This window comes from Ureibacillus sp. FSL W8-0352 (assembly GCF_038004345.1).
In the GTDB taxonomy this organism is placed as follows: domain Bacteria; phylum Bacillota; class Bacilli; order Bacillales_A; family Planococcaceae; genus Ureibacillus; species Ureibacillus thermosphaericus.
This window is the reverse complement of sequence record NZ_JBBOQT010000001.1, coordinates 141,914-162,478: the sequence shown is the minus strand read 5'-3', so window position 1 is coordinate 162,478 and position 20,565 is coordinate 141,914. Positions and strand designations below refer to the sequence as shown.

Genomic DNA, 20,565 nt, shown 5'->3' with positions numbered 1-20,565 from the left:
TCTACTATTAGCAATTTATGTTTTTTCGAAGGTTCCAATTAATCACGACCTTTCGAGAAAATACGTTTTAGTCTAGTAATAAATGAATTGGATGAAAGAGGAATCTCTTCTCCTAACTTATTATGAATAAAACGATTTACAATTTCATGTAATGATTTTGAAATTTGAGCATTTGGATATGAAATTGAAAAAGGAACTTGCTCAATCACTGCTTTTCTGACTGCACTATCCTCTGGCAACCAACCAAGAATCACAACTTCTTTTGATAAAAATTTCAACATTGCATTTTTTAGCCTCTGCAACGTTTCCCTTCCTTCTTCATTTGAAAACGCTCGATTACATAATAGATAAAATGTTTTACTCGGTTCTTTTAAATAAATGAATTTCATCATTGAATAGGCATCTGTAATCGAAGTTGGCTCAGCAGTTGTGATTACAATGACTTCCTCAATGGACGTAACCACATCTAGCGCCCAATTTGTTGCTCCTGCTCCCATATCGAATAAAATATAATCATAATTTTTCTGCAATTCTTCAAATGCATGTATGAAGGCATCAAACATCTCTTCTGACCATTCAATGACCGATGAAAAACCGGAACCTCCGGAAATGTAATGAATGTCTTGTGGACCTGCATAAATGATTTCTTCGAATGAAACATGTCCTTCTAAATAGTCCTTTAAATTATATTGAGCCTGTTTTCCTATTAAAATGTGAACATTTGCCATTCCGAGATCCATATCTAATATGACAACTTTTTTCCCACGTTTCGCTAGATTAATAGCAAAGTTTGTTGTAAAATTACTCTTTCCTACTCCGCCTTTACCGCTAACAACAGCAATGGATCTCCCTAATGCACCTTGACGCTCCAACATTTTCATTCGTAATTTTTCTGCTTGATCTCTCATTTGAATTCTCCTTGGAAGAACAATTCAAGTAATTTGTCTGCAGTTGCTTCTTCAATATCTTCCGGTACTTCTTGCCCAGTTGTATAGTAAGCAAGTCCTTTATTATATTTAATCATTAAATTATACATCGCGCCAATAGAATTTGTTTCATCAATTTTAGTGAAGACAAACTTCTCAACAGGTAATTCATTAAATTGTTCGATTATCGTTTCAATATCTTTCTCTTTAGCAGTCAAAGATAGAACAAGATAAGATTCAACTTCTTCATCGAAAGAAATCAGTTTCTTTAATTCATTCACATATTTTGCTTCTTTATAGTTGCGCCCAGCTGTATCAATGAACACTAAATCTAAATGTTCAAATTTTTTTATTGCTTCTTTATAATCATTGAAGTTGTAAACAATCTCTACGGGGGCTTGAAGAAGATTAGCGTATGTTTTTAACTGTTCAATTGCTGCAATTCGATATGTATCGGTTGTTATAAATCCGATTCTTTTCTTCTTCTCCAAAACACTTCGAGCTGCCATTTTAGCAATCGTCGTTGTTTTTCCTACCCCTGTCGGACCTAAGACACACACGTATTTTTTCTCATAGGATAAACCTCCTAATGGGAGGGGAGAAAGTTTCGCTTGTAAAATTTTTTTTGCAATGTTTTTTATTTCTTGATTAGATATTTCCTTCGTCGTTTGCATATGTACAAAAAGCTCATCACAAATGGCCGTGATGAGCTCTTGATTAAGCTCTTGACGTTTCATATATTCAGCAAATGGTTTAAGTTCATCAGGCAATGAAGATTGAATTGATTCATGTTTCATTGATTGTAATATTTTTTTTAAGCTGTCAATCTCTTCTTTTAGCTCCAAAACATTTCCTGCTATAGGTAGTTCGTCTTTTTTTGGAACGATGGGCTGAACTTTAACAGGGCTATCCATTTGTTCTGGCATATCAAATTTTGGACGTTCAACTACGTCAATTCCAGCCAGAACCTCAAAATTTTTCTGTCTTATCAATCCGAAAAATTTCTTTTTGACAATTACTTTAGAATTGATGATGACAGCATCTTCACCTAATTCTGAACGCACTTGTTTCATCGCTTCAGCAATAGAAGGCGCTATATATTTTTTCATTTTCATTCAACAGTCACCACCCCAACACTTTGGATTTCAACGTTGGCATCCAATTCGTTATAAGACAATATAGGAATTTGTGGGAAATATCGTTCCGTTAATTGTCTTAAATACATTCGAATACCTGGTGAACATAAAATAATTGGCGTTTGTTCCATGTATGAGACTCTTTCCACTTCTTTTGCAATGGACTCAAGAACGTTTTGAGATTCTTGCGGATCCATCGCCAAGTAATTTCCATGTTCTGTTTGCTGAACGCTATCTGCAATGATTTTTTCTAATTTTGCCGGAACGGTAATTACTTTTAATTGCGATCCGTCTTGTACATATTGCCTTGTAATTTGTCGTGCAAGGGCTTGTCTTACGTATTCTGTTAGTACATCCGTGTCACTTGTCAATTTTGCATAATCTGCCAAAGTTTCAAAAATAACTGGTAAGTTGCGAATCGAAACATGTTCCTTTAATAATTTTGCGAGTACTTTTTGAATTTCACCAATCGATAATGGGGTTGGTGTTAGTTCGTCGACTAAAATAGCATGTGTTTCTCTCAAATGATCGATTAGTTGCTTTGTTTCTTGTCGACCGAGTAGTTCATGAGCGTTTGCACGAATGACTTCTGTTAAATGTGTGGATACAACACTTGGCGGGTCAACAACAGTAAATCCTCGCATCTCCGCCTCTTCTTTTACTTCCTCAGTAATCCATTTTGCAGGGAGACCAAAAGATGGTTCAATTGTATCAATACCTTCAATCGAATCGTCATCACCAGGGCTCATCGCTAAATAATGGTCTAATAATAATTCTCCCCTTGCCATTTCATTTCCTTTAATTTTAATACGATACTCATTCGGCTGTAATTGGATGTTATCTCGAATGCGTACAACAGGAATTACAAGACCTAGTTCTAATGCAAGCTGACGACGAATCATCACAACTCGGTCAAGCAAATCCCCACCTTGCTGCGCATCAACTAAAGGAATTAAACCATAACCAAATTCAAATTCAATTGGATCAACATTTAATAAATTGACAACATTTTCTGGACTCTTCATTGTATCGGTTACTTGTTCTTCCTCAATTTCCAGCAATTCTTCTGGGTCCTCTTCTTTTTTGCGACTCATTAAAAAGGCTCCAATGGCAAGTAATGCAGCAATTGGAATTGTAATCCAGTCAGGAATCGGAGTAAAGAGGCCAAGCAAGAAAATGGTTCCCGCTGCTACATAAAGCAATTTTGCTTGAGAGAATAATTGCCCTATTATATCTTCTCCGAGATTACCATCGCTTGCTGCTCGAGTTACTACAAGACCTGTTGCTGTTGATACAAGTAAGGCTGGAATTTGAGCAACGAGACCATCACCGACTGTTAATTTGGAGAAGTGGTCTGCCGCTTCAGAAAAAGAATATCCCATTTGTAACATCCCAATAAACAAACCAAAAATTAAGTTTATAAATACCATGATGATGGAAGCAATGGCGTCACCTTTTACAAATTTCGTAGCACCATCCATCGCCCCATAGAAATCTGCTTCTTTCGCAACTTTATCGCGACGTTCCCGTGCTTCCTTTTCAGAAATTAATCCTGCATTCAAATCTGCATCAATACTCATTTGCTTACCAGGCATCGCATCTAACGTGAAACGTGCTGCTACTTCCGCAACCCGTTCTGAACCTTTCGTAATAACGATAAAGTTCACAATGACAAGCAACATGAAAATAACTAAACCAACTAGTATATTACCGCCCGTTACGAATTCCCCGAACGTTTCAACGACGTCACCGGCATCTCCTTGAGAAAGAATGGCACGAGTAGTTGAAATACTCACACCAAGTCGGAACAACGTCAAAATCAATATAATTGACGGGAAAATCGCAAATTGCAACGCCTCTTTCATGTTCATTGCAGTGAGCAATACAAGTAAAGAAAGCGTAATATTAATGATGATTAAAAAACTTAGCAACCATGTTGGTAGAGGGATTACGAGCATCGCTACTATCACGATGATAAATGCTAATACTCCTAAGTCGCGAAATTTCATGTTTTTCCCTCCTACAAACTAAATTTTACGTTTAACTCGATAAACATAAGCTAATATTTCTGCCACTGCTTTGAAAAATTCTTCAGGCACTTCTTCACCAATTTCCACTTGATCATATAGCGCTCTTGCTAATGGTCGATTTTCTACCATGACGATATCATTTTCCTTTGCAATTAATTTGATTTTTTGTGCTACAAAGTCGACACCTTTTGCAACGACTTTAGGAGCTTCCATGGACTCATCATCATATCTTAAGGCAACTGCAAAGTGAGTTGGGTTTGTAATAACCACATCCGCTTTCGGAACTTCTTGCATCATGCGTCGCATAGCCATTTCTCTCTGCCGTTGCTTAATTTTCGATTTGATGAGTGGGTCCCCTTCCGTATTTTTATACTCATCTTTAATGTCCTGTTTCGACATTCTTAATTTTTTTTCATAATCGAATTTTTCATATATGTAATCAAGAATAGCGACTAATAGTAAGGCAATGGCACTAGCGATGCCCATCATAGCCGTTAGTTTTGCAACTATTATTAATGCTTCCCAAGGGCTATGAAATGCTAAAGACAATACATCGTCAAAATTAAGCCAAATAACAAATCCAGTTACTGTCCCAATAAATGCTACTTTTAACAAAGACTTAATTAAGTTCACAATAGCTCTTAATGAAATAATTTTCTTAATCCCTTTTATTGGATCAATCTTTTTCAAATCAAATTTCATTGTTTCTGTTGTAAACAAGAAACCAAATTGTAAAAAGTTAGAGAACATTGCCACAACCATTGCTACTACCATCACCGGTAATAAAATGACAGCCATTTCTGAAATAGAATCAACATAGATATTCATGATGGTATCGACTGTCACTGTCTCAAAAAGTATGTATTTTTCAAAGGCTTGTATAAAAAAAGAAAGGAGACCTTTAAACATAAACGGTGCCATAAAGGTGAGAAAAAGAAAAAGGATTAAAAACAAAATCGCTGACGAAAAATCTTGGCTTTTTACAACTTGTCCCTTTTTTCGAGCATCTTTCCGTTTCTTTGGAGTCGCTTTTTCTGTTTTTTCACCAGCAAAATATTGTAAGTCTAAAGGAAGCAGTAACTTCAAATTATGCACCACCTAAAAACTGCATGAATTCACGCATAACGGTAATCATTAATTCAATCACCTTTTGCATCACTTCAATCATAATCCCCATTGAAATGAACAATACAAGAAATCCTACGATAATCTTTAATGGAAATCCGATAATAAAAATATTTAATTGAGGAACCGTTTTTCCGGTAATACCAATAGCAAGCGTTAATAAAAACAATGCTGCTACTAAAGGTGCTGACATTTGAAAAGCAACCGAAAAGACTACAGCAATCAACTTTACTGTAAATTCCGCCATGCCAGCATCCCCAAAGTTCGGAAAATGATTAATTGGAATAAACTGATAACTATAGTAAATTCCATCTAAAATAAGGTGGTGACCGTTAGTAGCAATTAATAAATATAAAATTAGTAAGTTAAAAAATTGTCCCATCATTGGACTTTGTGCACCGGTAAGCGGATCAACGATATTTGCCATGGCAAATCCCATTTCAAAATCGATAAAACCACCAGCTATTTGTACGATGGATATTATGATGGTTGCAGCTAATCCAATAATAAGCCCAATCATCGCTTCTTTCATAATAAGCAATATGTAATTCCCATCAATTGGAATCACTTCTGTTTGAATCGTATAATACATCATCCAAGCAAGCATTAAAGCTAACAAAATTTTTAATTGGGGTGGTATCGTACGATATGAAAAAAAAGGGACGGTAACAAAAAATGCAGAAATCCTTACAAACATTAATAGGAATACAGAAAATTGTGGTATGATTTCTAACATTTATGTCACCCTATGTATCGCGTTAAGTTGTTCAAGATGTCAATAAAGTATTCTGACATTTTTGACACCATCCATGGTCCAAAAAATACGATGGCTACTAACACCGCAATTATTTTCGGAGCAAACGCCAATGTTTGTTCTTGAATAGACGTTGTAGCTTGGAAAATGCTGATGATTAGACCAGTAACTAAAGCGACTAACATTAGTGGACCTGCAACTAAGAGGACAACCCATACCGCTTGTTCAGCTATTTGAATGACTGTTAATTGTGACATTGAGTTTCCTCCCTTAGAAACTTTGGAGTAAAGATTTAATGACTAAATACCATCCATCGACAAGTACAAATAATAAAATCTTAAATGGCAACGAAATCATGACAGGCGGTAACATCATCATCCCCATAGACATGAGTACACTTGCTACAACCATATCAATGACAATAAACGGAATGAAAATCATAAATCCCATTTGGAAAGCGGTTTTCAATTCACTCAAAGCATAAGCCGGTACCAATATGGTTAAAGGAATCTCCTCAATGGATTGTGGTCTTTCTGCTTGACTATATTGTAAAAACAGTTCCAAATCTCCTTGTCTTGTATGTTTTGCCATAAATTCCTTAAATGGAAGACTTGCTCTAGAATATGCTTCTTCAAGGCCAATCTCTTCGTTAAAGAGCGGTTGCAATGCTTCATCATTTACTTGTTGGAAGGTTGGAGCCATAATAAAGAAAGTTAAAAATAATGCTAACCCAATAATTACTTGATTGGGAGGCGTTTGATTCGTCGCTAAAGCTGTCCGAGTAAACGAAAGGACTATGACGATACGTGTAAATGATGTCATTAAAATTAAAATACTTGGTGCAAGTGATAATACTGTCAATAATAATAGTAATTTTATAGAAGTAGCGACGTTCGTAGGATCAGAGTCAGAAAAGAATGAGATAAATTGTTCCATTATTTATCGTGCTCCTTTTCCTTCCATTTTTCGAGCTCGTCGCGACGCATCTTTTGAATTTCAGATAAACGCTGATTTAACATATTCCCGAAATCTGAATGATTACTATTTTCACGCGTTTTTGACTGCCCTTTCAATTTTTTAAATAATTCTGCAATGAATGGTGGACTTGTTGTTAACATTTGTTTTTCATTGTAAAGATTAAGCAACTTGTCAATTTCATCACGATTTGAAATTTCCTTAATGAGTTCTACATTTTCACCTACACCAACGATGTACAGCTTATCTCCAATTTGCAAAATTTGAACAGACTTTTGTGAACCTACTGAAATACCACCGATATTTCGAACAATTTGATTTTGTTGAAAATGATAGCTTTTTTTATTAATAAACTTTAACACCCAAATTAATAATAAGAGTACAAAAATGAGTGCGAGCAGCATTTTGATATAATCCCAAGCTGTAAGACCTACAGCTGCCGATTCTTTGACAGCTGTAGAATCTTGATTGAAAGTTTCAGGATTATCAAAATAGCCTTCGTCAATCATTTTATTTTTTTGGTTCGCAAAAGTGAGCTGTGCTGGAGCAGTCATTATAAAAACTGCGAACAACATAAGGACAATGCTAATTTTTTTATAAAGGTTTTTCATCTTTCCTATCAACCTATTGCTTTTTGGATTGCTTCAATAACACGATCTGCTTGGAATGGTTTTACGATAAAGTCTTTCGCACCCGCTTGGATGGCATCAATGACCATCGCTTGTTGACCCATAGCTGAACACATAATTACAACAGCGTTTGGATCAATCGATTTAATTTGTTTCAATGCTGTTATGCCGTCCATTTCTGGCATCGTGATGTCCATTGTCACTAAATCTGGTCGCAATTCATTATATTTTTCTACAGCCTGCATTCCATCTGCTGCCTCTCCAACTACTTCATAGCCATTCTTCGTCAAAATATCTTTAATCATCATGCGCATAAATGCTGCATCGTCAACTATTAAGATTTTTTTAGACATAGTAAGATTCCTCCATTATTACATCTATCTTAGATTATTGATGCGTTCTTTCTGACTGATAATATCTGTAATTCTCACACCAAAGTTTTCATCAATGACTACAACTTCACCCTTCGCAATTAGACGATTATTTACCAATATATCAACTGGCTCACCAGCAAGACGATCTAGCTCTATAATGGAACCTGAAGCTAATTGTAAAATTTCTTTCACTGAATGCTTCGTCCGTCCTAATTCAACAGTTACTTGTAAAGGAATATCAAGTAACATATTTAAATTTCGAGCTTCTGCCTCTGTCATCTTCGGTTGTTCAAATGTTGCAAATTGTGCTTGTTGAACATTTACCGGCTGAGGTTTTGGTTGTGAATAAGTTGTAAAACTTGGTATTTCATGAGTAGTAGCAGCTTGCTGCTGATATACTGGTTGATTAGCCTGTTGTATTGGTTGTTCCAATTGCGATGTTGTGCTTTGTTGCATTGGCGATGCAGTTAATTGTTTCGGCTCAGCTTGTGCATGAGGTTGTGCCTCAGGTTGATTCGCATCTGCATTTTCACCGAATAAGGATTTTACAAGCTTTTTACTTAGATCTAATGGTAGTAATTCCATGATTGTAGAATCTACTAAATCCCCGATGAGTAAACGGAAGGAAACTCTTACCAATATTTCATCATCAGGAATATTCTCTTCACCTTCATTTTCCTTAATATTTAGTAAAGCTAGAGAAGGTGGTGAAATATCTACTTTTTTGTTAAACATCGTAGACATGGAGGTTGCAGCTGAACCCATCATTTGATTCATCGCTTCTTGAACAGCACTTAATTGGATTTCTCCTAAATCTGGGTTCGGATTGCGTCCATCTCCTCCAAGCATTAAATCTGCAATGATTGCAGCGTCTGATTGTTTAATGACTAATAAATTCACACCGCTTATACCAGTTGTATATTCTACTGATACAGCAACATATGGATGTGGAAATTCTTCTTCCAAATTATTTCTATTAATTAGTGACACTACAGGAGTTGTTATTTCAACTTTTTGCCCTAACAATGAAGATAGTGCAGTTGCTGAGCTCCCGAAAGAAATATTTCCTATTTCACCTAACGCATCGCGTTCCATTTCTGTTAAATAATCTTCAACAACTAATTTTTCGTTTGAATTTGTTTTAGAATTTGAAGCCATTTCCTCGATTTTATCATCTAGTGTTTCACCTCGAAGTAGGGCTTCAATTTCTTCTTGGGAGAGCATATCATCACTCATCTTCTTCTCCTCCTTTCAAAGTCTCAATAATCTGAACTGCCATTTTTTTCTTTAATTTACCCGGCTGAACAGTAAATTTTGGAATATCTCCAATTCTAAGAATTAATGGATCAGAAATTTTCTGATCGAGCTGGATGACATCACCGATATTCATCGTTAAAAAGTCTTCGATTGAAATCGTAGATGTACCGAGTTCAGCTACGAGCTGTAAGTCAGATTGTTTTACTTTTGTTTCTAACGCTTTGATTTGTGCTTCTGTTGGCTCTTTTGTATTCGATTGCATCCAGTATTGGACAGACAAATTATGTATAATTGGTTCCAATACGACATGTGGAATACAAATGTTAATCATGCCAGAAGTTTCACCAATAACGGTATTCATTGAAATAACGATTACTGTTTCATTTGGTGAAATCATTTGTAAAAATTGTGGGTTCACTTCGAGTTCAACAAGCATTGGGTCAATTTCAGCGATATTTTCCCAAGCTTCACGCAAATTATCGAAGGAACGTTCAAATAAGTTTGTCATGATTTTTTGTTCGATTTCAGTTAAATTGTCAACATTTGAATAACTTGTACCGCTACCACCCATGAGGCGATCTAACATGGAGTAAGCAATGTTTGGATTGATCTCCATTAAAATATTACCATCTAAAGGCGGTACTTCAAATACATTTATTAATGTCATATTTGGAATCGAGCGAACAAATTCTTCAAAGGGAATTTGGTCAACAGATGCTACAGAAATTTGTACATATGTTCTAAGTTGAGCAGAAAAGAATGTAGTTAAAAGTCTTGCAAAGTTTTCATGAATTCGCGTCAGACTTCGAATTTGATCCTTTGAAAAACGAAGGGCACGCTTGAAATCATAAACTTTGACTTTTTTCTTTTCTTCTTCTTTCTTCATTTCATCTGCTGACATTTCCCCAGTAGAGATTGCTGAAAGCAGCGCATCGATTTCCGATTGGGATAATACATCACCTGGCATTTGACCACCTCCATTTCAACAGATTTCTTTACTGAATGATGTAGGAGGTAATGTATACTTGTTGCACTTCACCCTCTTGCATCAATTCATTTAATCGGGCTTTAATCGTTGATTCTAATAGAATTTTTCCTTCTTTTCCTTTTAGGTTTTCCTCCGTTAATTCAGATAGCTCCTCTATGATAATGTTATTTGTTTGGAAGTCGCGTTTAGCTAGTTCCTTTGCTGCTTTAGGGCTATCTGTTTGAATTTTCAATTCAATGCGAATATAATTTCCATCTGCTAAATTGGTCGTTATTTCAGGTACATCTACGCTAGATTCGATAATTTTATCGATGGTTGGTTCGAGGGTTGTAGATTGTTTATTGAATTGAGTCAATAAAACTACAAGTACAACCCCAATTAACGTAATCGACACTAAAATGATGAGCATTACTGTTAATAATTTATTATTCTTCATTTTCATCACCTCGTAGATGGGGGTTAGAAAGCACTTGAATCGTGCGATAATAATTTGTCACTTTTTTTCTAACTTCTTCTTCAGTTTCCTTTACAATATATTTCCGCCCAGTCGTTAGCGTAATGGTCGTATCTGGAAAGGATTCGACTGTTTCTATGTATAAAGCATTCAATGAAAATGTTTTGCCATTAAGGCGTGTTAGTTGAATCATTGAAATAGGGCCGGGAAGGATAGAGCCGGCCCGACCCTCCTTTTCTTTAAAATAATCCAAAGACTAGTAAGTTAAAAGATTACTAGATTGATTATCGTTTTAAGTTCACTAATTCTTCTAAAATTTGATCGGAAGTTGTAATTACGCGAGTATTTGCTTGGAAACCGCGTTGTGCCACAATCATTTCCGTAAACTCTTCTGATAGGTCCACATTTGACATTTCAAGGAACCCAGATTCGATAGAGCCTATACCTGCTACGGTTGCAACTTGTGTATAGGCAGCTCCTGAGTTATTCGTTTCTTGATAATAGTTGTTTCCAACTTTTTGAAGACCACCTGCGTTAGGGAATTTTGCCAACACAATTTGCCCTGCCCATTTTAATTCACCATTTGCATCAACAAATGTCACAGTACCATCTTGCCCGATACTCATTTCTGTTGCATCTGTAGGAATTCGAATTGGTTTATATATAACATCCATACCATCAATTTCATCTTCAACTGGTGTAATCCATGCAGGATCGTCAGATGGTGATAAATCCTCATTACCGTCTATGTCTGTGTTTTTCCCAGGTATTGTAGGGAAATCTAATGAGTTAATAACATCGTCACCATTTTCATCATCGACTACAGGTGCTACACCAACTAAATATTTCCCTTCAGCATTGACAAGGTATCCTTCATCATCCAAATAAAAATTCCCCGCTCTTGTATATAAAATATTCGTGAAGTTAGTTTCACCTACCCCCTCATCACTAATCTCTTCAGCAACATCTGGTTCATCTGAGCTATATCGTTTAAAATCAATTACTGTATCAGCCACCATAAAGAACCCGTCACCTGAAATCGCTAAGTCAAGAGTGCGAGAAGTAGATTGAAGGGCTCCAGTAGAATGAATGACATCAATTGCTGCCATTGTAGAACCTAATCCTACTTGTTTTGGATTGACACCTCCACGTGTTGCTGTTGCACCGGAAGCACTACCGATGTTTTGAGAAATCATTTCTTTAAATACTGTTCTACTTTTCTTGAATCCATATGTGTTAACATTGGAAATGTTGTTCCCAATAACATCTAATTTTGTTTGATGGTTTCTTACTCCGGAAATAGCAGAGTACATTGAACGTAGCATGTTTTTCCTTCTCCTTTCGATTGTATATTGTTTGCTTCTGTCAGTCCGCAAACGAAGGCATCCAGATTGGTCCTGCCTTAAAGTACAATAGTGCCATCAATATTTGTAAATAATTGTTCTTTTGCTTCATCTCTCTCCATTGCTGTAATGACTGTTCCATTTTTAGCGCTCACGATTAACGCAGCTTGATCCATTAATACGAGTGGTTGTTTAATCCCTTTCGAACGAGCTTCAATTACTTTGTCCGTAATTTTTTCCCACTCTTCTTCTGAAATTTGAATATTTCGTTCCCGAATTCTTTCATTAGCATGTTTGCTTATTTTCAGTTCATTTTTCGCTTGTTCAAAATGCTCAATGAAGCTTGTCGTCTTTTTTTCTGTTGTTGGTTTCGAGCTATGTTTTAGATGAATCGGTTGTAATGGTACGTGCTGAAATTGTATTCGATGCATGGATTCACCAACCTTATTCACTGACAATTTCAAATTGCTCTTTCTTTAACCGAACTTGGTTATCTAAAATATATTCAATTGTTTGATTGTTTGTTGTCACAGCTTCGATGATTCCTTGAACAAACTCACCGTTTTCATTTTGGTATTTGACAGTTTTTCCAATAAGTTTACTTGCCTCTACTAGAGGATTTTCAACTACAGGTTTTTCGCTATTCTTTTTTAAAATAGAAGAAATATTGCCTGCAGTAATTTCTTTTCCATCATCTAATATAAACAATGGCATGCCGTTTTTAAATTTTATTTCAACGATAACCCCTTGGCCTTCGTTAATAATCGGCTTTCCTTTTTCATCCAATTTATCGGTAATTTCATGCCATTTTACTTCTTGCCCTATGAAAGATGTGTATGCCATCAATTGCGTTTGCAATTGTGATTCGAGCAAATCCTCCATTGCTTTCGTCATGTTCTGCATTTGTTCTAATGTTGAAAACTGAGCCATTTGAGCAATGAATTCTTTATCTTCTACTGGATTAGTTGGATCTTGATGCTGCAACTGAGTGATTAGAATTTTTAGAAAATCATCTTTACCAAGGATAGAGTTTCCTGTACGTTTTTCTACTTTTTTATTGTTAGATAAATAGTAATCATTTGTGATTTTTGACATTTCTGCCATATGCTACACTTCCTCATTTACTAAAAATTCTTTAAAAGACAGTTTTTCATCATCTTGCTGCTCTTCTGAATCTTTATCATTTTCTTCAGACTGTTGCTGACCTTTAAACATATTGTTAAATAAATTTTGGTCGCGTAAATCCGTCTCTTGTAAACTTTGTTGAATATCGATTCGATCAAGTTGAATGTTTTGTTGAACAAACGCTTGCTTTAATTGATGAATTTGACTATCCAGTAATTCTTTTCCAAGTGCAGTTGAAGCAAGCAATCTAGCAGAAATCACACCGTCTCTTTGTACTAATTCGATTCGAATAGATCCTAAATGTTCAGGATAAAGTTTTAATAATAATTTCGTTGTTCCTTGAGAATTGGATATTTGGCTACGTTGTAATATCGATTCAATTTGTTTTACTAATGATTCAGCCTGTGATCCATTATTTGTATTTGGCAAAGTAATCGTAATTGTTTTCGTTTCCGAATTTTGATGTAAAGAAATATTGGAAGTTGTATGAGCGTTAGAATCAACTTCTGTTTTTACCTGTTTAACTACGACTTGCTGGAAATTTTCTAATGAAAATTTGCCAGTTGATGTTGTCATTTCCTTTATAATTGTTTTTTCAATATTCAGTAAGAACGTTTTTAAGTTAGAAATCTGTTCTTGTTGTTCTAATTTTAATTGAGACTGTTCGCCAACTAATTGGGCTAATTTTATTACTTGCAAAAATTTTACTACATCTCTTTGTAATCCATTCTCTTCGCCAAATAAAATTGAAGTCATTTTGTCCAACAATTGCGACTCAACGTTGGCGTTTAAAGACTGCTGTTCATGATTTACGAGATGAATGAAATCCCAAATATTATCGATGCGAACTTCTTCTCCCAAAAGCTCTTGAGCAATTTCATTTAGTTGCTCAGTATTCATATTTAATAGTGTTAAAATGTCATCGATGTTTGACATTAATTCTTCTATTGTAATTACTTGCTCTTCTTCACCTTGGGAGAGTATAATCAATCCTTCATCGTTAGGAATTTCGAGTAAATCAAATATGTCTTCTACGGAATCAGCTTTTAATAGTGGTTGAATTTCTTTTTCTACCGTTTCCATAATTCCGGATGACATTTTCTCTTCACTTTGAACAACCTTATTAAAAACATCACCAAACTTACTAAAACCTTCTTTGTTTTTGAAAACATTTTGCTGTCCTTTTATGGATCCTAACGATTGGGATTGAGATATAATAAAGGGCATTCCTATACTCATTCTTTCACCTCCTTTCTAGTCGGTATTTGATTCTTTGTTTTTAGATAATAATTCTGTATATCTTGCAGCCTCTTTCGGATCCATTTTCGCTAAAACTTGAGAAAGTGTATCTGGCTTCAAATTCGATAATATTTCCAACGCTTGTTCATCTTTCATTTCTACAATGATTGGTGCAACAGCTTTGGCCGACATTTTTTCATAAGTGTTAACAATTTCTTTCAAATCTTTTTTTGATTCTTGTTTTCCAGATTCTAATTCTTCAATTCTTTTTCGCAATTCTTTCTGTATTGCTATATGATTTTCGTTCTCAGCTAAAGCAGTATCCAATTCGCTTTGTAATTTTTCAATTTGCGCATCTTTTTCTTGAATTTGCGCTTGTAATTCAACAATTTTATTGTCCATATCAATAGCGCTGGCAGGTGTTTCTTCGTCAGTACGAGGCAACATTTCAGAAGCCTTTTCAAAGATGTTCGTATTTGTAAATTGAGCAACGACGAGCAAAATGGCTATAACGAATAGTAGCGGAATAATCACCCAAGCGAAGAATTTTTGAAAAAATCCTGGTGATTTTTTTTCCATAAAATCTTCAGTATAATCATTTTTCAGCTTTTTGTTCACTTTCACCATAAAATCACCTAAATATCTTCTTGTTGTACATAAGTGAGGAAATCTCGTCCAAGTGTTGGGCCTCTAGGCGATTTTGTTCCTCTTGAAATGCACTATAATCCTTCTCTCGCATTTTTTCATACTTACGTACTTCCAAGTTTTTTTCTACTAATTTTTGTTCATACCATTGCATTTTTACACGTGCTTGTTTTACTTTTTGTTGTACTTCATCAATGGTATGTTCCAAACTATCAATAAACTTTGCAAAATGGTGGATTTCATCAATCGTTAGTCCATTTTTTAACCGCTCATTTTGATATTCTATTAAGTTTTCTTTTTTCTTTAACAATTCATATAATTGTGTCGCTACTTTTTCAAAAGATCGAACCGATTCTTTGTAAGCCATTTCTGTTTGCTGTTTTTCTTGTTCGCGAATTGTTAATAGTTTTTCAAATCGATACGTATATTGAACCATTATTTGCCACCGCCATTCGCTAAAGCAATTAGTTCGTTAACACTTTCTTCAAGTGTTACTTTTTCTTTAAATCCTTGTTTTAAAAATTGAGTAATAAGGGGTTCATAATAAATCGCTTCGTCAATTTCTTTCGACGTTCCTTTTTTATAAGCCCCAATGTTTATTAAATCTTCTGATTTTGCGTATGTATAATACAATTCTCTAATTCTCTCAGCAGCTTTTACATGTTCTTCAGAAGAAATATGATTCATTAAACGGCTGACACTTTTTAGTACGTTAATAGCCGGATATTGTCCCTTATTTGCTAAGGTGCGGTCTAATACGATATGTCCATCTAAAATACCTCGAACCGCATCTGCAATTGGTTCATTCATATCATCCCCATCAACAAGCACCGTATAAAAGGCCGTTATACTCCCTTTCATGCTTGTCCCGGTTCTTTCTAACAATTTCGGTAATATTGAAAAGACTGATGGCGTATAACCTTTTTGAGCAGGCGGTTCACCTGTTGCTAATCCAATCTCCCGTTGTGCCATTGCAACACGAGTAACAGAATCCATCATTAACATGACATTTAAACCTCGTTCTCGGAAATACTCAGCAATGGCTGTCGCAGTAAAAGCACCTTTTATCCTCATTAATGCAGGCTGATCACCTGTAGCTGCAATCACGATGGATCGTTTTAATCCTTCTTCACCTAAATCACGTTCGATAAACTCCCTCACTTCTCTGCCGCGCTCACCAATAAGAGCTATCACATTTAAATCTGCTCTTGTGTTACGTGCAATCATGCCGAGAAGAGTACTTTTACCCACACCAGAACCTGCAAAAATACCAACCCTTTGTCCGCTTCCTACCGTCAGCATCGCATCAATGGCTTTTACTCCCACTTCCAATTGCTGATCAATGGGCGGACGATGCAAAGGATTTGGAGGTTCGTTTTCTGTAGGTACCGAAACTAATCCTCTCGGAAGAGAAGTCCCATCAAAAGGGTTGCCTAGCGAATCTAGTACTTTTCCAATTAATTCAGGACCGACTTTAACTTCTAATGGACTTCCTGTTCCTTCCACTAAACAGCCAATGGAAATTTCTCGTACGGAAGTAAAAGGCATTAACATAACATACTCATCTTTAAAGCCTACTACTTCCGCTAAAATTACTTCGTGCCCTTTTTTCGTACGAACATGAATTTTGCATACGTCATTGATGGAACATTCTGGACCTTGAGATTCTATCAATAGTCCGACAACTCTCGTAACTTTTCCATATTTTTTGAACGTGTCGATGGCAGGTATATTGTTGACCAAGTCAGCCGCTTTCATCGGAATCAATCCTTACTCTCCAAAATTTCGCTAAGCTTTAAGCGCAATTCTTTCAATTGTTCATCAATTGATAATACGATGCGCCCATGATTTGTTTCAATGTAGCTATCTGTATCGTTCAAATCTTCATTTACAAAGATTAAGAACGGAACATCCGGCGGGAACATTGCTGCTAGTTCATCTCGATTTTCAGTTACCAACTTGTAATATACTGGTGATAAATATAGTTTAATTTCTTTGCTTTCTTGCGCTTCTTTTAAACCTCTTCGAACTATGGATAAAAATAACGCTTCATCTTTTTCTAGCGATGCTCCAATAATCTTTTCCGCTGATTTAATCGCCAAATCTAAAATAACATGTTCCTGCTCCTCAACATATTTCATTCCATTGATGTGAGCATTCTCAACAGTTTCATTCGCTAGTTTTAACGCATTTTCCATATCTGCAGTCGCTTTCTGAATTCCTTCTTCATAACCTTGTTGAAAGCCTTCATCATATGCTTCTTTTTGAAGAATGAGCTTTTCCTCTTGCCATTGCTGTCTTAATTTCTCGATTTCTTCTAGTTTCGCTTGGCAATACAATTCAAATTCTTCCCGCTTTGAAGAGATTTCTAGATTCGCTTCTTCAAGAATGCGATCTCGCTCTTTGTACACCTCGTCTAATGTGATTGAATGCTCCTCTTCGCCTATATCCAGGGTAGAATCAAACTGTTTCGCAAAAAGATTTCGAATTTCAATTTGAACCGGCCCATTTTGCTTTTTAATTGCCTCGCTCGAACGGATTAGCTTAGACAATGACGTCATCTCCTCCACCTCGAGCTATAATAATTTCTCCAGCTTCTTCTAATCGACGAATGATAGCAACAATTCTCATTTGTGCTTCTTCTACATCACGTAGGCGTACAGGTCCCATAATTTCCATCTCTTCTTTAAATGTATCCGCCATTCGTTGTGACATATTGCGGAAAATAATTTCTTTTACCTCATCACTACATACTTTCATTGCGAGCAACAAGTCTTCATTTTCACAATCTCGAATAACTCGTTGAATTGAACGATTATCGAGAGTCACAATATCTTCAAATACAAACATGCGTTTTTTGATTTCTTCTGCCAACTCTGGATCTTGAATTTCAAGCGCATCGAGTATTGTTTTTTCTGTTTGGCGATCCACACCGTTTAATACTTCTACTACAGCATCGATGCCGCCAGTTTCCGTATAATCTTGCGTAAAAGTGGATGACAATTTTCTTTCCAATACCGATTCAATTTCACTAATGACTTCTGGTGAAGTCGATTCCATAGTGGCAATTCTTCTTGCGATATCCGCTTGCACTTCTTGTGGTAATGAAGATAAGATAACACCAGCTTGCTGCGGATCTAAATATGACAAAATTAACGCAATTGTTTGCGGATGCTCATTTTGTATAAAATTTAAGATTTGTGATGGATCAGCTTTTCTAGCAAAGTCGAAAGGTCGAACTTGCAAGGAAGATGTTAAACGATTGATAATATTTTGTGCCTGTTCAGGACCTAACGCCTTTTCTAATATTGTTTTTGCGTAGCCGATACCACCTTGCGAGATATAATCTTGAGCTAGAGCAATGTTATGAAATTCTTCGATAATCTGTTCTTTCACTTCAGGTTCAACTTTTTTCACTGCTGAAATTTCTAATGTAAGTCGTTCAATTTCCTCTTCAGATAAATGTTTATAAACATTTGCGGAAACTTCTGGTCCTAAAGAAATTAACAGCAGTGCAGCTTTTTGTTTTCCTGTTAAAAATTTCTTTTCTTTTTTAGACACAGTCGAACCTCCTATCCATTAATCTTCAGCTATCCAGCTCCGCAATAATTTTGCAAAATCTTCCGGTTTTTCTTTTGCCATTTTTTCTAATTGCTTGCGACGAACTGTAGATTCTGTTTCTTTTTCTTGATTAATATCTTCCACAAGCAACTCTTCTTGTTCTTCAATAATTTCCATAGCTTCTTCTTCCGCTTTTCGCTTTTTCGAACGCAAGATGTAAACAATAAGAAGAAGAATTGCAGCAACTAAAATTCCACCAACAACCCAAATCCACCATGGAATCACTGGTGTTTCTTCGATATTTTCTACGTCATTGCCATAGAATTGTTGAACAGAAACAACAATTTTGTTTTCAATTTCTTCATCTGTTAATTCTCCAGCAGCTTCTTTATCAATTGAAGTTCGGACAATAGTTGCTAAAATTTGTTCAATATCTTCCACAACTGTAGCTGAAAGGGATGTTGGATCTTCAGGAACAGGTGGCTCAACCATGACTTGAATACCAATATCGCGAATTTTGTACGGGCTTTCTTGGATTACACGATTAATGCGATTTACATCATTATTAATTGTTTCTTCAATTCGTTCGTAATCACCATTGCCGTTTAAAACTTCTTGATATCCGGTTGCATTATCAGTCGGATCGCCCATCTCCGTTGGACCTGTTGCACCATTCATACCTGTATATGTTTCAGTAATGCGTTGGGCACTGATTTCAATGCCTTCCATATTCTCCTCATCTACAGGTTTTACTAATTTCTCCTCACGATTTTCTTTCTTAAAATCGATATCTGTAGTGACTGATACAACAACTTTGTTTTGTCCCATTAATGTTCCAAGCATTTTTTGAACTTGACGTTCAAGGTCACGTTCAATCGTTTTCTTTACATTCATTTGACCTTCTACAGAGTCGATTGAACCACTTCCAGCTATAGCGGATTCTAAATCGTAATATTCAGAATACTGATTAGATATTGTAATATTGTCTGTGCTTAAATTAGGAACACTTTTCGATACAAGGTTATATAATGTTTTAATTTGGTCATCAGTGAACTTATGACCTGGTTCAGTATGTAATACGACAGCAGCAGAAGCGTTTTGATTCTCCGCATTCTGATTAATGAATACACCTTTTTCTGGCATAGAAATCATAATTTTTGCATCTTTTACCCCATCGATTTTCTTTATGAGGTTTTCAAGTTCTGTTTCTAGGGCTTTATGCTTGATGACGTTAAATTCATTATCCGTCATACCAAAGCCAGCATTTTCTGTGAAGAATGTTGTACTAATTCCTCCAGTTTCAGGGTATCCTTGTGCGGCTAAGGAAACTTTTATGGAATCAACTTGCTTTTCTGGAACTAAAATGTTCGTTCCACCTGGAGCAATTTCATATGTAACACCTTGAGAGCTTAATACTTCCGCAATCTCCCCAGTTTCCTTTGCTGATAATTCTGTGAAAAGGGGAACCATGTTTGTTCGAGTAGTAAAATATGTAATAATAGCCGCTATCGCTATAACCCCTACGAAGGTTCCAATTATTGCACCTTTCTGCTTCTTTGTCCGACTTTTCCAAAAATTAATGGAATCGGTTTTTAATTTATTAAGTCGATCATTCATTACAAATCCTCCGGTACTAGTGAATACACTAACATTTTATATTCCGTGCGTAACCGTAGATTATACAGTCATTCGCATAACTTCTTGATAAGCTTCAATTACTTTATTGCGAATTTCAACCGTAGCATTTAATGTAATGCTCGCCTTTTGTGCTGCAATCATTACATCATGCAACTCAACGTTTTCTCCATGAATCAACTTATTTGTTAATTCATCTGATTGAACTTGGTAATCATTTACTTTGTCAATCGCTTCTTTTAATGTATTGGCAAAACTTTTTTGCGCTTCAAATGGCGTTTGTTGATTGGATATCACTCTATTACCATTCACATTTTGAAGTGGAATAGATAAGTTTACTTGGTTTATTGCCACATCAATTTACCCCTC

General features: G+C 35.8%; 24 protein-coding genes. All 24 read right to left on the bottom strand.

The window, feature by feature from the left end:
* Window positions 1-38 precede the first annotated feature (38 nt).
* Entirely contained in the window at window positions 39-908 is an 870-nt protein-coding gene (locus tag NST98_RS00835; protein WP_096550667.1) for a MinD/ParA family protein, read from the bottom strand.
* Entirely contained in the window at window positions 905-2,041 is a 1,137-nt protein-coding gene (gene flhF, locus NST98_RS00830; protein ID WP_126434462.1) for a flagellar biosynthesis protein FlhF, read from the bottom strand. The genes NST98_RS00835 and flhF overlap by 4 nt, the downstream gene beginning before the upstream one ends.
* Complete coding sequence (flhA, locus tag NST98_RS00825; RefSeq protein WP_016836774.1) at window positions 2,038-4,071, bottom strand: flagellar biosynthesis protein FlhA; 2,034 nt, start codon at window positions 4,069-4,071, stop codon at window positions 2,038-2,040. The genes flhF and flhA overlap by 4 nt, the downstream gene beginning before the upstream one ends.
* A gap of 18 nt (window positions 4,072-4,089) precedes the next feature.
* Window positions 4,090-5,178 carry a flagellar biosynthesis protein FlhB gene (gene flhB / locus NST98_RS00820; protein ID WP_016836773.1) on the bottom strand — a complete coding sequence of 363 codons (1,089 nt, stop codon included), beginning with the start codon at window positions 5,176-5,178 and terminating at the stop codon, window positions 4,090-4,092.
* A gap of 1 nt (window position 5,179) precedes the next feature.
* A complete protein-coding gene (gene fliR / locus NST98_RS00815; protein ID WP_016836772.1) occupies window positions 5,180-5,953 on the bottom strand; it encodes a flagellar biosynthetic protein FliR in 774 nt (257 codons plus the stop codon).
* Window positions 5,954-5,958: 5 nt separating this feature from the next.
* The gene (gene fliQ / locus NST98_RS00810; protein WP_016836771.1) at window positions 5,959-6,228 is read right to left on the bottom strand and encodes a flagellar biosynthesis protein FliQ; all 270 of its coding nucleotides are present in this window, start codon (window positions 6,226-6,228) and stop codon (window positions 5,959-5,961) included.
* A gap of 13 nt (window positions 6,229-6,241) precedes the next feature.
* The gene (fliP, locus tag NST98_RS00805) at window positions 6,242-6,907 is read right to left on the bottom strand and encodes a flagellar type III secretion system pore protein FliP (RefSeq protein ID WP_340714133.1); all 666 of its coding nucleotides are present in this window, start codon (window positions 6,905-6,907) and stop codon (window positions 6,242-6,244) included.
* Window positions 6,907-7,521 carry a flagellar biosynthetic protein FliO gene (locus NST98_RS00800; protein WP_339288854.1) on the bottom strand — a complete coding sequence of 205 codons (615 nt, stop codon included), beginning with the start codon at window positions 7,519-7,521 and terminating at the stop codon, window positions 6,907-6,909. The genes fliP and NST98_RS00800 overlap by 1 nt, the downstream gene beginning before the upstream one ends.
* Window positions 7,522-7,565: 44 nt before the next feature.
* Window positions 7,566-7,928, bottom strand: coding sequence for a response regulator (locus NST98_RS00795; RefSeq protein ID WP_016836768.1), 363 nt, complete (start codon window positions 7,926-7,928; stop codon window positions 7,566-7,568).
* A gap of 24 nt (window positions 7,929-7,952) precedes the next feature.
* Window positions 7,953-9,185 carry a flagellar motor switch phosphatase FliY gene (gene fliY / locus NST98_RS00790; protein ID WP_016836767.1) on the bottom strand — a complete coding sequence of 411 codons (1,233 nt, stop codon included), beginning with the start codon at window positions 9,183-9,185 and terminating at the stop codon, window positions 7,953-7,955.
* Window positions 9,178-10,173: a flagellar motor switch protein FliM gene (fliM, locus tag NST98_RS00785; protein WP_016836766.1), complete on the bottom strand. Its 996-nt coding sequence runs from the start codon at window positions 10,171-10,173 to the stop codon at window positions 9,178-9,180. Before fliM ends, fliY begins: the two co-directional genes overlap by 8 nt.
* A gap of 28 nt (window positions 10,174-10,201) precedes the next feature.
* On the bottom strand, window positions 10,202-10,630 hold the full coding sequence (gene fliL, locus NST98_RS00780; RefSeq protein ID WP_016836765.1) for a flagellar basal body-associated protein FliL: 429 nt from the start codon (window positions 10,628-10,630) through the stop codon (window positions 10,202-10,204).
* Window positions 10,620-10,841: a flagellar FlbD family protein gene (locus NST98_RS00775; RefSeq protein WP_016836764.1), complete on the bottom strand. Its 222-nt coding sequence runs from the start codon at window positions 10,839-10,841 to the stop codon at window positions 10,620-10,622. Before NST98_RS00775 ends, fliL begins: the two co-directional genes overlap by 11 nt.
* Before the next feature lie 91 nt (window positions 10,842-10,932).
* Complete coding sequence (locus NST98_RS00770) at window positions 10,933-11,973, bottom strand: flagellar hook-basal body complex protein (RefSeq protein ID WP_016836763.1); 1,041 nt, start codon at window positions 11,971-11,973, stop codon at window positions 10,933-10,935.
* A 77-nt stretch (window positions 11,974-12,050) separates the two neighbouring features.
* Window positions 12,051-12,422: a TIGR02530 family flagellar biosynthesis protein gene (locus NST98_RS00765; RefSeq protein ID WP_026018946.1), complete on the bottom strand. Its 372-nt coding sequence runs from the start codon at window positions 12,420-12,422 to the stop codon at window positions 12,051-12,053.
* A 13-nt stretch (window positions 12,423-12,435) separates the two neighbouring features.
* Window positions 12,436-13,095, bottom strand: coding sequence for a flagellar hook assembly protein FlgD (gene flgD, locus NST98_RS00760; protein WP_016836761.1), 660 nt, complete (start codon window positions 13,093-13,095; stop codon window positions 12,436-12,438).
* A gap of 3 nt (window positions 13,096-13,098) precedes the next feature.
* Complete coding sequence (locus NST98_RS00755; RefSeq protein WP_016836760.1) at window positions 13,099-14,355, bottom strand: flagellar hook-length control protein FliK; 1,257 nt, start codon at window positions 14,353-14,355, stop codon at window positions 13,099-13,101.
* Between the two features lie 15 nt (window positions 14,356-14,370).
* Entirely contained in the window at window positions 14,371-14,982 is a 612-nt protein-coding gene (locus tag NST98_RS00750; RefSeq protein ID WP_040764304.1) for a magnesium transporter MgtE N-terminal domain-containing protein, read from the bottom strand.
* A 4-nt stretch (window positions 14,983-14,986) separates the two neighbouring features.
* Entirely contained in the window at window positions 14,987-15,436 is a 450-nt protein-coding gene (gene fliJ / locus NST98_RS00745) for a flagellar export protein FliJ (protein WP_016836758.1), read from the bottom strand.
* A complete protein-coding gene (gene fliI, locus NST98_RS00740; protein WP_026018945.1) occupies window positions 15,436-16,758 on the bottom strand; it encodes a flagellar protein export ATPase FliI in 1,323 nt (440 codons plus the stop codon). Before fliI ends, fliJ begins: the two co-directional genes overlap by 1 nt.
* A 5-nt stretch (window positions 16,759-16,763) precedes the next feature.
* Window positions 16,764-17,561: a flagellar assembly protein FliH gene (gene fliH, locus NST98_RS00735; protein ID WP_340714132.1), complete on the bottom strand. Its 798-nt coding sequence runs from the start codon at window positions 17,559-17,561 to the stop codon at window positions 16,764-16,766.
* Window positions 17,545-18,561, bottom strand: a complete 1,017-nt coding sequence (gene fliG, locus NST98_RS00730; RefSeq protein WP_096550657.1) for a flagellar motor switch protein FliG — start codon at window positions 18,559-18,561, stop codon at window positions 17,545-17,547. Before fliG ends, fliH begins: the two co-directional genes overlap by 17 nt.
* A gap of 18 nt (window positions 18,562-18,579) precedes the next feature.
* Complete coding sequence (fliF, locus tag NST98_RS00725; RefSeq protein WP_340714131.1) at window positions 18,580-20,178, bottom strand: flagellar basal-body MS-ring/collar protein FliF; 1,599 nt, start codon at window positions 20,176-20,178, stop codon at window positions 18,580-18,582.
* A gap of 60 nt (window positions 20,179-20,238) precedes the next feature.
* The gene (fliE, locus tag NST98_RS00720; RefSeq protein WP_408056478.1) at window positions 20,239-20,508 is read right to left on the bottom strand and encodes a flagellar hook-basal body complex protein FliE; all 270 of its coding nucleotides are present in this window, start codon (window positions 20,506-20,508) and stop codon (window positions 20,239-20,241) included.
* Window positions 20,509-20,565 lie beyond the last annotated feature (57 nt).